The organism is Nitratireductor sp. ZSWI3, assembly GCF_024655565.1.
Lineage (GTDB): Bacteria > Pseudomonadota > Alphaproteobacteria > Rhizobiales > Rhizobiaceae > Nitratireductor.
In genome coordinates this window covers 1-11,935 of record NZ_JANKOF010000059.1, presented here as the reverse complement: position 1 = coordinate 11,935, position 11,935 = coordinate 1, and the positions used below count along the sequence as shown (strand labels likewise).

Here is an 11,935-nt window from a genome sequence, read left to right as displayed (position 1 = left end):
CGCGGTGAGCTTGTTCTTATTGGAAAGGAAAGACACTGAGAACAGCACTGTCGAAGAAGGCTGACATGATGCCTTCGCCGGCCGGAACCAGCGGCAATCTGGTTTCCCGAGCCGTTGAAACAGCCCTCGCGAGTCTGGAAGACTCCAAGGCGGAAAACATCGTCTCCATCGACATCCAGGGAAAATCCCCCCTCGCCGACCACATGATCGTGGCGTCGGGGCGTTCGCACCGCCATGTCGCGGCGGTGGCCGACCACCTGCTTCGCGCCCTCAAGGAAGCCGGTCTCGGCGCTGCGCGCGTCGAAGGTCTTTCGGGTGCCGACTGGGTGTTGATCGATTCGGGCGATATCATCGTCCATGTGTTCCGCCCGGAGGTCAGGGAGTTCTACAACATCGAGAAGATGTGGCAGGCCCCGGACCTGGAGGAAGAGACGGTTCACTGATCCTCGCCCCTCGGGCGAGGCATCGAACCCCTCCGCCCTTTCGGGCAGAGAGGCTGGAATGCGTATAGGAATTTGCGCCGTGGGCCGGATGAAGGCCGGCCCCGAGAGGGATTTGGCGGATCGCTATCTGGACCGGTTCGCCAAGGCCGGCCCTGCGATCGGGCTTGAATTCTCCGGTCTCGGCGAGATCGCCGAAAGCCGCGCGCGCAGCGCCGACGAGCGCCGCCGCGAGGAAAGCCGCAAGGTGCGCGACACCCTGGCCGAGGGCGCTGCGCTCTTCCTGCTCGACGAGCGCGGCAAGAACCCGACATCGGAAGAATTCAGCCGGGCGATCGCCGATCTGCGCGACCAGGGTCGGCGGCATCTGGTCGTCGTCATCGGCGGGCCGGACGGCCACGATCCCGAGTTCCGCAAGGCCGCCGACCGCACCATCGCCTTTGGCGCCCAGACCTGGCCGCACCAGCTCGTGCGGGTGATGCTGGCCGAGCAGCTCTACCGCGCGGCGACGATTCTGTCGGGGCATCCCTACCATCGGGCTTGAACACGGCATCGAGATCGCCCGTGCGTTGACATATCCGGAAGATGCAACCAAAAATTGCACTCCGGACCCCGCATGGTTGATGGTTCCTTAACGAAGCATTGCGTAAGCTCTTCCAACAGGATTTCCTCCGGCACAGACACGGCAGAAGAGAACGGATGAGAAGGGCGTCGACATCGCCGCGGCATGGACCGTCACTGCAGGCAGCCGCCCTGGCTGCCCTGCTCGCTCTCGCGCCTCTTCCCGCACCCGCGCAGGACGGGATCGACGTCCTGGAGACCCGGCACGACAAGACGCAAGCCGAATACGAGGACATCAGCCGCGCCATCGAGCTTTCGCAGCAGCGGCTCGAGGAGATCGGCGCCGAGATCGCGGCGATCAAGAACGACAATGCCGCCATCACGGCCGCGCTCATCCAGGCGGCGAAGACCGAACGCAAGCTGAGCGAGGACATCGACGAGATTTCGCTGCGCCTGTCGAAGCTGCGCCACGAGGAGAGCTATCTGCGCGAGTCGCTCAACTCCCGCCGCGGCGTGCTGGCGGAGGTGCTGGGCGCGCTGCAGCGGATGGGCCTGAACCCGCCGCCGGCGATCCTGGTGCGTCCCGAAGATGCTCTCGCCTCGGTGCGCAGCGCCATCCTGCTGGGCGCCGTGGTGCCGGAGTTGCGCGCCGAGACGGAGATCCTGATGGGCGACCTGCGCGACCTGTCGCGCATCGTCACCTCCATCGAAACGGAACGCGCCAAACTGCAAACCACCGTTGCCGAGCAAGCGGAGGAGAAGGAGCGCCTGTCCCGACTGCTCGACGAGAAGAAGCGCCTGCAGGAGGAAGCCGAGGGCCGCATGGCCGCCGAGAACCGGCAGGCCGAGGCTCTGGCCGCGCGCGCCGGCAGCCTGCAGGAGCTGATCAGCTCCCTCGAGACGGAAATCACCTCGCTTCGCGAAGCCGAGGAGGAGCGACGGCGACGCGCCAGCGAGCCTGCTTCCCCCGAGCATCGGCTGGGCGAGAACATGCCATTCGGCGGGCGCATCGGCACCCTGGCGCTGCCCGTCTCCGGCCAGTTTGCAGCCCGTTTCGGCGAGGACGACGACACCGGCGCGCCGCTCAAGGGCGACATTCTAAGGACACAATCGAGCGCAATCGTAACCGCACCTGCGGGGGCGACGGTGCTTTATGCGGGGCCGTTCCGCTCCTACGGTCAGCTATTGATACTGAATGCCGGCGACGGCTATCATATTGTGCTTGCCGGACTCGATAAGGTGAGCGTAACGCTTGGACAATCCGTGTTGGCGGGCGAGCCGATAGGAATGATGGGCGAGACCCGGCTGGCAAGCATCACAGGCCCGGTGGACGAGGATGCCACGCCGGAACTGTATGTGGAATTCAGGAAGAACGGGAAGCCGGTCGATCCAAAACCCTGGTGGGTTCCGGAACACTCTGGAAGGACAGGAAATGAAACGTAACTTGTCGCTATTGTTTGCCGGCGCCCTGGTGGGCGCATCCGCGGTCACCCTCCTGCACGGCACCAGCGGTTTTTCGGCGAACGCTGCCGGCTCGGAAACCTATCGCCAGCTCGCCATCTTCGGCGACATCTTCGAGCGCGTGCGCGCCCAGTACGTTACGCCGCCCGACGATCAGAAGCTGGTCGAGAACGCCATCAACGGCATGCTCTCCTCGCTTGATCCGCATTCTTCCTACCTGAACGCGGAAGCCGCCAAGGACATGCGGGTGCAGACCAAGGGCGAGTTCGGCGGCCTCGGCATCGAGGTGACGATGGATAGCGAGCTGGTCAAGGTCGTCGCGCCCATCGACGATACGCCCGCCGCCCGCGCCGGCGTGCTTGCCGGCGACCTGATCTCGAAGATCGACGGCGAAGAGGTGCGCGGCATGACGCTGAACGATGCCGTCGACAAGATGCGTGGCGCCGTCAACACGCCGATCAAGCTGACCATCCTGCGCGAAGGCGCCGACAAGCCGATCGAGCTGACCATCGTGCGCGACATCATCAAGGTGAAGGCGGTCAAGTACCGCGTCGAGAACGACGTGGGTTACCTGAAGATCACCTCCTTCACCGAAAAGACCTTCGACGACCTGATGAACGCCATCGACACGATCGACAAGGAACTCCCGGACGACAAGCTGAAGGGCTATGTGCTCGATCTGCGCCTCAACCCGGGCGGCCTCCTGGACCAGGCCGTGAGCGTCTCCGACGCGTTCCTCGATCGCGGCGAGATCGTTTCGACGCGCGGCCGCGAGGCCAACGCCATCTCCCGCTTCGATTCCCGCCCCGGCGACGTGGCCAAGGGCAAGCCGATGATCGTCCTCATCAACGGCGGCTCGGCCAGCGCCTCGGAGATCGTTGCCGGCGCGCTGCAGGATCATCGCCGCGCGACCATCCTCGGCACGCGGTCCTTCGGCAAGGGCTCGGTGCAGACGATCATCCCGCTCGGCGAGAACGGCGCCCTGCGGCTCACCACGGCGCTCTACTACACGCCGTCGGGTGAATCGATCCAGGGTCGCGGCATCACGCCGGACATCAAGGTGGACCAGCCTCTCCCCGAGGAGTTGCAGGGCCGTGACCTGCGCCGTGGCGAATCGGATCTTCGCGGCCACATCAAGGGCGCCGAAGAGGACGAGGAGGGCTCCGGCTCGATCGCCTACGTGCCGCCGGAGCCGAAGGACGACGTGCAGCTCACCGCGGCGCTCGAACTGCTGCGCGGCGAGAAGACCGACCCCGCCTTCCCGCCCAACCCCGACAAGGCGGTCATGAATCAGTAGGACGAATGCACCATCGGCGGCCCTGCCGCCGGCGGTGACATCGCCGCGACACGTTGCTGTCGTAGATTTATGACCTTGATGATCGTCACGGGTGGGCATGATTTCGGGGAACAGGGACATAGACCGGCCGCTCGGGCAAGGTGCCGGACCCGAGACGTCGCGGCGCGGCCGTTTCCTGAGCGCCGAGCGCATCCTTGTCGCCATCGCCGCAATCGCCATACTGGGCACCTCCACGGCTGTCTCGCTGCGCGAGCGCCCCTTTCGCACGCCATCGCCCATCGCGGTCTCGGAACCCGTCCTGGAGCCGGCCGAGCCTGCGCAGCAGCAGGCCACGGCCCCGTCCCGGCCGGACGGGACCGTGCCTGACGCCGCCATCATCCGTGTCGACCCCGACGAGGAGGGCGACAGCGGCGTCATCGTCATTCGGGATCCCTCGGCCGTCGGTCAGCATCCGCGCCTTGCCCATCTTCCCGACCGGGCGCTGATCGAGGAGTCGGAATCCGGCCTGTTGCCCGTGCGCGGGCCCGGCGGGCGCCGCCCCTTCGACGCCTATGCGCGCAGCTGGTCGGGCGCAGGCGGGGCACGCATCGCCCTGGTCATCGGCGGCCTCGGCCTCTCACAGACTACCACGCAACGCGCCGTGGATGCGCTGCGCCCGGAAATCACGCTTGCCTTCGCGCCGGCCGGCAACAGCCTTGGCCGGTGGATGCAGGCCGCGCGCCGCGCCGGCCACGAGATCGTCCTGCAGGTGCCCATGGAGCCGTTCGGCTATCCGAGTGAGAACCCCGGCCGCAACACGCTGACCATCGGCTCGGACGCCGAGCAGAATCTGAACCGGCTGCGCTGGGCTCTGTCGCGGGTCACCAACTACACCGGGGTGATGAACTACATGGGCGGCCGATTCACCGCGCAAGCGGACGCCATGAAGCCGGTCCTGTCGGAGCTCGGCACACGCGGGCTCATGTATGTCGACGACGGCACCTCGGCGCGCAGCGTGGCGCAGGATCTGGCCCGGCAGATCGGCGTTCCGTTTGCCGCGGCCGATACGTTGATCGACCCGATCACCGACCGCCGCCGGCCCGACCCTCGCGAAATCCGCAAGCGGCTCGACGAGCTGGAGCGGATCGCCCGCGCCAAGGGCTACGCCGTCGGCACCGGCTCGGCCTTCGACGAGACCATCGACACCGTCGCCGGCTGGGCCGACGAAGTCACGGCGCGCGGCATCGAGCTGGTTCCGATCTCCGCGGTCGCCACAGATCCCGAAGCAAGATGAACGGAGCACCCGCCGGATGACGGCCAAGATGAAAAGCCCTGTCGACCTGCCCTATCGCCCTTGTGTCGGCATCATGGTGCTCAACGTCGCGGGCCTGACCTGGGCCGGCCGCCGCATCGTCCAGCAGGGCACCGACGAACTGTCGGGTGCCACGCGCCTGTGGCAGATGCCGCAGGGCGGGATCGACAAGGGCGAGGAGCCGCGCGAGGCCGCCTATCGCGAGCTTTACGAGGAAACGGGCATGCGATCGGTGTCCCTGCTCGCCGAGACGCCCGATTGGATCACCTACGATTTGCCTCCGCATCTGGTCGGCGTGGCGCTGAAGGGCAAGTATCGCGGGCAGAAGCAGAAGTGGTTCGCCTTCCGCTTCGAGGGTCCCGACAGCGAGATCGCCATCAACCCGCCGCCGGGCGGCCACCAACCGGAGTTCGACGCCTGGGAATGGAAGCCCATGGCGGAGTTGCCGGAGCTGATCGTCCCCTTCAAGCGCAAGGTCTACGAAAGCGTCGTCGCCGCGTTCAGGCACCTGGCGCCTTAGGGCTTTCTCTTCCGCCTGAAGCGTTAGGGCATCTCATCTCTTGCTTGAAGCGTCTGGCGCCCTTCACCCCCCTCTGCCCTGCCGGGCATCTCCCCCTCAAGGGGGGAGATTGGGCGGCCTTTGACCAACCGTCCAACCTTGCAGAGGATGCGATACGGTGCTCTCTGCGTATCTCCCCCCTTGAGGGGGAGATGGCCGGCAGGTCAGAGGGGGGTGTGCCGCGCGCGACACCGCTGGGCCGAAACCACGACCGACCGCTTCCGTCAAAACAGGAAACGATCTAGGGCCTACTCGCCAGAACACACGATCGACCGCCGCTTCCGTCGAGGCAGAGAAAGGAACAAAAAAAGCCGGGCACATGGCCCGGCTTTCGATCGATATGCGCGTCCGCCCGGATCAGGCGGGAAGGATCGCACCTTCCAGCGTGGTGAGCTGGGCGAGGAATTCCTCCGCCCGCGTCCGCGTGTGGTCGTCCTCGGCGTCCGCGACATCCTCGCGCGCTTCCTGGATGCGGCGCGCCAGATCTTCGCGGTTGATCTCGTCGACATGCACCGCCGATTCGGCGAGCACGGTGCAGCCCTCGGGCAGGATGTCGGCGAAGCCGCCGAACACCACGTAGCGCTCGGAACCGCCGCCGGCCGCGTTCACCGTCACGACGCCCGGCTTGATGTTGGTCATGGTCGGCGCATGCGCGGCCATCACGGTCATCTCGCCTTCGGTGCCGGGGATGACGACCGATTCGACCTCTTGCGAAAAGAGGAGCCGCTCGGGCGAGACCAGATCGAATTTGAAAGCGTCAGCCATGTCGAATTGAGTGAATAGTGAATGGTGAATGGTGAATGGTCACAACGCGGACCAGATTCATCCTCACATGTTCCCTATTCCCTGCTCTCCATTCACTATTCACTATTGACCATTCACCACTACGCAGCTTCCGCGGCGAGCTTCTGGGCCTTCTCGACGGCCTGCTCGATCGTGCCGACCATGTAGAAGGCGGCTTCCGGCAGGTGGTCGTAATCGCCGTTGCAGAGACCCTTGAACGAGCGGATCGTGTCCTCCAGCTCGACGAACAGGCCCGGCGAGCCGGTGAAGACCTCGGCCACGTGGAACGGCTGCGACAGGAAGCGCTCGATCTTGCGGGCGCGGGCAACCGTGAGCTTGTCCTCTTCGGAAAGCTCGTCCATGCCGAGAATGGCGATGATGTCCTGAAGGGACTTGTAGCGCTGCAGGATCTCCTGCACCTGACGGGCCACCTGGTAGTGCTCCTCGCCGACGATCATCGGGTCGAGCATGCGCGAGGTGGAATCGAGCGGATCCACGGCCGGGTAGATGCCCTTTTCCGAAATGGCGCGGTTCAACACCGTCGTCGCATCGAGGTGCGCGAAGGAGGTGGCCGGCGCCGGGTCGGTCAGGTCGTCGGCTGGCACGTAGATGGCCTGCACCGAGGTGATCGAGCCCTTGGTGGTGGTGGTGATGCGCTCCTGCAGGGCGCCCATGTCGGTGGCCAGTGTCGGCTGATAACCCACGGCCGACGGAATGCGGCCGAGCAGCGCCGACACCTCTGAACCCGCCTGGGTGAAGCGGAAGATGTTGTCGACGAAGAACAGCACGTCCTGGCCTTGGTCGCGGAAATGCTCGGCGACCGTCAGACCGGTGAGCGCGACGCGGGCGCGGGCGCCGGGCGGCTCGTTCATCTGGCCGAACACGAGGGCGCATTTGGAGCCGTCGGTCGAGCCGTTGTTCTTCGCCGGATCCTTGTTCACGCCGGATTCGATCATCTCGTGGTAGAGGTCGTTGCCCTCGCGGGTGCGCTCACCCACGCCGGCGAACACGGAGTAACCGCCATGCGCCTTGGCAACGTTGTTGATCAGCTCCTGGATGAGCACCGTCTTGCCCACGCCGGCGCCGCCGAACAGACCGATCTTGCCGCCCTTGGCGTAGGGGGCGAGCAGGTCGACGACCTTGATGCCCGTGACGAGGATCTCGGCTTCCGTCGACTGCTCCACATATTCGGGAGCCGGCTGGTGGATGGCGCGGGTGCCTTCACCCTTCACCGGGCCAGCCTCGTCGATCGCCTCGCCGACGACGTTCATGATGCGGCCGAGGGTCGCGTCGCCCACCGGCACGGCGATCGGAGCGCCCGTGTCGCGCACTTCCATGCCGCGCACCAGACCTTCGGTCGAGTCCATGGCGATGCAGCGCAGCGTGTTCTCGCCCAGGTGCTGAGCCACCTCAAGCACCAGGCGGTTGCCCTGGTTCTCGGTTTCCAGCGCGTTCAGGATCGCCGGCAGGTGATCCTCGAACTGCACGTCGACGACGGCGCCGATGACCTGGCGGATCGTACCGGCCGGTCCGGTTGCCTTCTTCGCTGCGCTGCTGGTCGATGCCGACCGGGTGGAAGCCGCTTTGCGCGCCGGAGCCGCCTTCTTGGCGGCAGTCGCGGGCGCCGTCTTCGGGGTCGCTGCTTTGGCCATTTTCGTTTAACCTCTTCGGTCCGTTAGAGCGCTTCCGCGCCCGAAATGATTTCGATGAGTTCCTTGGTGATCTGCGCCTGGCGCTGGCGGTTGTAGGTGATCGACAGCTTGTCGATCATCTCGCCGGCATTGCGCGTCGCACTGTCCATGGCGGTCATCTTGGCGCCCATCTCGCCGGCCGCATTCTCGAGCAGCGCACGGAAGATCTGCACCGAGATGTTGCGCGGGATGAGATCGGCCAGGATGGCGGCAGCCTCCGGCTCGTATTCGTAGACGGCATCGGAGGACGTGGCGGCCTCCTCGCCGGCCGGCACGGCCGCCGGGATGATCTGCTGCGCCGTCGGCACCTGCGACATCACCGACTGGAATTCCGAGTAGAACAGCGTGCAGACGTCGAACTCGCCCTTGTCGAACAGGCCGATCACCTTGCGGGCGATCTCGTGCGCGTTCTCGAAGCCGATCTTCTTGACGTCGCGCAGGTCGACACGGTCGATGATGTGCTTGCTGTAGTCACGGCGCAGCGCATCGTAGCCCTTCTTGCCGACGCACAGCACCTTCACCGTCTTGCCCTGGCCGAGAAGCGCGCGGATGTGCTCGCGTGCCAGCTTGGCGATCTGGCTGTTGAAGCCGCCGCACAGGCCGCGCTCGGCGGTGCAGACGACCAGCAGATGCGTGTCGTCCTTGCCGGTGCCAGCCATCAGCGGCGGAGCGTCATTGCCCGCCACCGCGCCGGCGATGTTGGCGAGCACCGCCCCCATCCGCTCGGCATAGGGACGAGCGGCCTCGGCCGCCTCCTGGGCGCGCTTCAGCTTCGCCGCGGCGACCATCTGCATCGCCTTGGTGATTTTCTGCGTCGCCTTGACGGAGGCGATCCGGTTGCGAAGGTCCTTTAGGGAAGCCATGCTCGATCAGGCCCTCAGGCGAAGTTCTTGGCGAATGCGTCGATCTGGGCTTTCAGCTTGTTGCGCAGATCGTCGGAAAGCGCCTTCTCCTTGCGGATACCCTCGAGCACGTCCTTGCCCTCGGCGCGCATATGCGCCAGCAGGCCCTGCTCGAAGCGGGTGACGTCCCTGAGCGCCAGCTTGTCGAGGTAGCCATTGACACCGGCGAAGATGACGGCGACCTGCTCCTCGGTCTTGAGCGGCGAGAACTGCGGCTGCTTCAGGAGCTCCGTCAGGCGCGCGCCGCGGTTGAGCAGGCGCTGCGTCGCGGCATCGAGGTCCGAGCCGAACTGCGCGAAGGCCGCCATCTCGCGGTACTGCGCGAGCTCGCCCTTGATCGAGCCGGCAACCTGCTTCATCGCCTTGACCTGGGCCGCGGAGCCGACGCGCGACACCGACAGGCCGACGTTCACGGCGGGGCGGATGCCCTGGAAGAACAGGTTGGTCTCGAGGAAGATCTGGCCGTCGGTGATCGAGATCACGTTGGTCGGGATGTAGGCCGACACGTCGTTGGCCTGCGTCTCGATGACCGGCAGGGCGGTGAGCGAGCCGGCGCCCTGGCTGTCGTTCATCTTCGCCGCGCGCTCGAGCAGGCGGGAGTGCAGGTAGAACACGTCGCCCGGATAGGCTTCGCGGCCCGGCGGGCGGCGCAGCAGCAGCGACATCTGGCGGTAGGCAACGGCCTGCTTGGACAGGTCGTCATAGGCGATCACGGCATGCTTGCCGTTGTCGCGGAAATACTCGCCCATGGCGCAGCCGGCGAACGGCGCGATGAACTGCATCGGCGCGGCGTCCGAGGCCGTGGCGGCAACGATGATCGAATATTCGAGCGCGCCGCGCTCCTCGAGCACCTTGACGAGCTGGGCGACCGTGGAGCGCTTCTGGCCGACGGCCACGTAGACGCAGTAGAGCTTGGCGCTTTCGTCGTCGCCGTCGTTGAGCGGCTTCTGGTTGAGGAACGTGTCGAGGATGATGGCGGTCTTGCCGGTCTGGCGGTCGCCGATGATCAGCTCGCGCTGGCCGCGGCCGATCGGGATCAGCGCATCGACGGCCTTGAGGCCGGTCGACATCGGCTCGTGCACCGACTTGCGGGGAATGATGCCCGGTGCCTTGACGTCGACGCGGCGGCGCTCCTTGGCCTTGATCGGGCCCTTGCCGTCGATCGGGTTGCCGAGCGCGTCGACCACGCGGCCGAGAAGCTCGGGGCCGACCGGAACGTCCACGATGGCGCCCGTGCGCTTCACCGTGTCGCCTTCCTTGATGTCGCGGTCGTTACCGAAGATGACGACGCCGACATTGTCGACTTCCAGGTTCAGCGCCATGCCGCGGATGCCGCCGGGGAACTCGACCATCTCACCGGCCTGGACGTTGTCGAGGCCGTAGATGCGGGCGATGCCGTCGCCCACGGACAGCACCTGGCCAACTTCTGAGACTTCGGCTTCCTTGCCGAAATTCTTGATCTGATCCTTCAGAATTGCGGAAATTTCCGCCGCGCGGATGTCCATCAGCCGACCTCTTTCAGTGCAAGCTTGAGCGAATTGAGTTTGGTTTTGAGCGAAGTGTCGATCTGGCGAGAGCCGATCTTGACCACAAGCCCGCCGAGAATGGAGGGATCAACGGAGACGTTGACCGCCACGTCCTTGCCGGCCACGTCCTTGAGAGCGGCCTTCAATTCCTTTTCCTGCGCCGCGGTGAGCGCATGCGCCGAGGTGACCTCGGCCGTCGTCTCGCCGCGCTCTTCCGCGGCGATCTGGCGGAACGCGCGGATCATCTGCGGGACGGCGAAGAGGCGCCGGTTCTTGGCGACCACACGCAGGAAGTTGCCGACCAGGCCGGTGACCTTGGCCTTTTCGAGCACGGCGTTGATCGCCTTGAACTGGTCGTCGGCGGAGAAGACGGGGCTCTCGATCAGGCGCCGCAGATCGGCGCTGTCGGCCAGAAGTTTCTCGAAGCGGCCGAGATCGGCCTCCACTGTGGAAATCGCATTGGCTTCCTTCGCAAGTTCGAAAAGCGAGCCTGCGTAGCGCCCTGCCATTCCGGAGATCATCGAGCCAGATTTTGCCACGGGATGGTCTTCTCTCACGCCTTGAAGGCCACAAGATTTAAAGCGGGAGCGCCGGGCTCGGGCTAAATCTCTGACCTGATTGATATTTTCCCCTCGCAGACAGACGCCGGGCGCGCCTTTCTGCTGAAAGCCGATTGCCGTCTAGCACAGGCTTCCGAGAGTCGCAACACGCATGGACCCCGCGAAAGGGGAGGTTTTGTCGCAGTTTCGGCGCATTCCCGCCCGGCCGACTCCCGGTCAGGGGATGAATCCCAGAACAAAGGCCAGCGGCAGCGTGCAAAGCAGCAGCGAGGCGAGGAGAAACGCCCAGCTCGAAAGCGCCCGCGCCCCGTCCGACAGCATGGAGATGATGCAGCCGAAAGCCGCCACGCCCCAGGCCGCGCCGAACGCCAGATAGATGAAGGGCTGGGCAAGCAGGATGGCCGTCAGGCCGAAGCCGACATGAAAGCCGCCGATCACCGCGCGCGGCATGACGAGCACCTCCGTCCGCTCGTTCTTCGGCTGCAGCCCGAAGAACCGCAGCGCCAGGCGCGGCATGAACATGGTGAACAGGCCGAAGAGAACCGTCGCCGCTGCGGCCGACCAGGCCAGCCATTCGCCCTGGCTCATCGGCCAGGGAAAGGAGAACTCCATGGAAACCCCCATCTGATGTGGCGGACCCGGTCCGGCTCCACCTGATCTTTCGCACCTTTAGCGCGAATCGCCGAAGAGACGGCAGCCCGGGCCTACTCCGTTCACAAGAAACTCTGCGGGTCGATGTCCACCTGCACGCGCACGGAGCCGCGCGGTTTCGGGCCGGCGGCGAGCATGGCGCGCACGAAGCCCTGCAGGTCGGCGCGGCGCGTGCCGTGCACGAGCAGCCGGAAGCGGTGCCGCCCGGCGATC

Annotated in this window: 12 protein-coding genes and 1 pseudogene; 6 read left to right on the top strand and 7 right to left on the bottom strand. The window is 65.7% G+C overall.

The genetic code is table 11. The features are described from left to right. Positions 1 to 68 precede the first annotated feature (68 nt). From rsfS to NUU27_RS16875, 6 genes are all read left to right on the top strand, one after another. The gene (gene rsfS / locus NUU27_RS16900) at positions 69 to 443 is read left to right on the top strand and encodes a ribosome silencing factor (protein ID WP_257763337.1); all 375 of its coding nucleotides are present in this window, start codon (positions 69 to 71) and stop codon (positions 441 to 443) included. A gap of 58 nt (positions 444 to 501) precedes the next feature. Further along, complete coding sequence (gene rlmH, locus NUU27_RS16895; protein WP_257763320.1) at positions 502 to 984, top strand: 23S rRNA (pseudouridine(1915)-N(3))-methyltransferase RlmH; 483 nt, start codon at positions 502 to 504, stop codon at positions 982 to 984. Positions 985 to 1,139: 155 nt separating this feature from the next. Further along, positions 1,140 to 2,444, top strand: coding sequence for a murein hydrolase activator EnvC (locus NUU27_RS16890; RefSeq protein ID WP_257763319.1), 1,305 nt, complete (start codon positions 1,140 to 1,142; stop codon positions 2,442 to 2,444). Further along, on the top strand, positions 2,434 to 3,759 hold the full coding sequence (locus tag NUU27_RS16885) for a S41 family peptidase (protein WP_257763318.1): 1,326 nt from the start codon (positions 2,434 to 2,436) through the stop codon (positions 3,757 to 3,759). Before NUU27_RS16890 ends, NUU27_RS16885 begins: the two co-directional genes overlap by 11 nt. A gap of 97 nt (positions 3,760 to 3,856) precedes the next feature. Then, positions 3,857 to 5,032, top strand: coding sequence for a divergent polysaccharide deacetylase family protein (locus tag NUU27_RS16880; protein WP_257763316.1), 1,176 nt, complete (start codon positions 3,857 to 3,859; stop codon positions 5,030 to 5,032). A gap of 16 nt (positions 5,033 to 5,048) precedes the next feature. Further along, positions 5,049 to 5,570, top strand: coding sequence for an RNA pyrophosphohydrolase (locus NUU27_RS16875; protein ID WP_257763315.1), 522 nt, complete (start codon positions 5,049 to 5,051; stop codon positions 5,568 to 5,570). A gap of 396 nt (positions 5,571 to 5,966) precedes the next feature. Here NUU27_RS16875 and NUU27_RS16870 read toward each other — a convergent pair whose 3' ends face one another. From NUU27_RS16870 to NUU27_RS16840, 7 genes and pseudogenes are all read right to left on the bottom strand, one after another. Then, on the bottom strand, positions 5,967 to 6,374 hold the full coding sequence (locus NUU27_RS16870; protein WP_257763314.1) for a F0F1 ATP synthase subunit epsilon: 408 nt from the start codon (positions 6,372 to 6,374) through the stop codon (positions 5,967 to 5,969). Positions 6,375 to 6,493: 119 nt separating this feature from the next. After that, entirely contained in the window at positions 6,494 to 8,044 is a 1,551-nt protein-coding gene (gene atpD / locus NUU27_RS16865; protein ID WP_257763312.1) for a F0F1 ATP synthase subunit beta, read from the bottom strand. Positions 8,045 to 8,067: 23 nt separating this feature from the next. Continuing rightward, positions 8,068 to 8,946 (bottom strand): F0F1 ATP synthase subunit gamma, encoded by an 879-nt coding sequence (locus NUU27_RS16860; RefSeq protein WP_257763311.1) that lies wholly within the window; start codon positions 8,944 to 8,946, stop codon positions 8,068 to 8,070. 14 nt (positions 8,947 to 8,960) lie between these two features. Continuing rightward, positions 8,961 to 10,490: a F0F1 ATP synthase subunit alpha gene (atpA, locus tag NUU27_RS16855; protein WP_257763310.1), complete on the bottom strand. Its 1,530-nt coding sequence runs from the start codon at positions 10,488 to 10,490 to the stop codon at positions 8,961 to 8,963. Further along, a complete protein-coding gene (locus tag NUU27_RS16850) occupies positions 10,490 to 11,032 on the bottom strand; it encodes a F0F1 ATP synthase subunit delta (RefSeq protein WP_374567278.1) in 543 nt (180 codons plus the stop codon). Before NUU27_RS16850 ends, atpA begins: the two co-directional genes overlap by 1 nt. 255 nt (positions 11,033 to 11,287) lie before the next feature. Further along, the gene (locus NUU27_RS16845) at positions 11,288 to 11,683 is read right to left on the bottom strand and encodes a DUF4345 domain-containing protein (RefSeq protein WP_257763308.1); all 396 of its coding nucleotides are present in this window, start codon (positions 11,681 to 11,683) and stop codon (positions 11,288 to 11,290) included. Between the two features lie 101 nt (positions 11,684 to 11,784). After that, positions 11,785 to 11,935, bottom strand: a pseudogene (locus tag NUU27_RS16840) (primosomal protein N'); the annotation flags it as partial.

Bases quoted from the DNA above. Each gene is read 5' to 3' on its own strand.
- NUU27_RS16885 (WP_257763318.1), top strand. From the start codon at position 2,434: ATGAAACGTAACTTGTCGCTATTGTTTGCCGGCGCCCTGGTGGGCGCA.
- NUU27_RS16860 (WP_257763311.1), bottom strand. From the start codon at position 8,946: ATGGCTTCCCTAAAGGACCTTCGCAACCGGATCGCCTCCGTCAAGGCG.
- NUU27_RS16880 (WP_257763316.1), top strand. From the start codon at position 3,857: ATGATTTCGGGGAACAGGGACATAGACCGGCCGCTCGGGCAAGGTGCC.
- NUU27_RS16850 (WP_374567278.1), bottom strand. From the start codon at position 11,032: ATGATCTCCGGAATGGCAGGGCGCTACGCAGGCTCGCTTTTCGAACTT.
- atpD (WP_257763312.1), bottom strand. From the start codon at position 8,044: ATGGCCAAAGCAGCGACCCCGAAGACGGCGCCCGCGACTGCCGCCAAG.
- NUU27_RS16875 (WP_257763315.1), top strand. From the start codon at position 5,049: ATGACGGCCAAGATGAAAAGCCCTGTCGACCTGCCCTATCGCCCTTGT.
- NUU27_RS16890 (WP_257763319.1), top strand. From the start codon at position 1,140: ATGAGAAGGGCGTCGACATCGCCGCGGCATGGACCGTCACTGCAGGCA.
- rlmH (WP_257763320.1), top strand. From the start codon at position 502: ATGCGTATAGGAATTTGCGCCGTGGGCCGGATGAAGGCCGGCCCCGAG.
- NUU27_RS16870 (WP_257763314.1), bottom strand. From the start codon at position 6,374: ATGGCTGACGCTTTCAAATTCGATCTGGTCTCGCCCGAGCGGCTCCTC.
- rsfS (WP_257763337.1), top strand. From the start codon at position 69: ATGCCTTCGCCGGCCGGAACCAGCGGCAATCTGGTTTCCCGAGCCGTT.
- atpA (WP_257763310.1), bottom strand. From the start codon at position 10,490: ATGGACATCCGCGCGGCGGAAATTTCCGCAATTCTGAAGGATCAGATC.
- NUU27_RS16845 (WP_257763308.1), bottom strand. From the start codon at position 11,683: ATGGAGTTCTCCTTTCCCTGGCCGATGAGCCAGGGCGAATGGCTGGCC.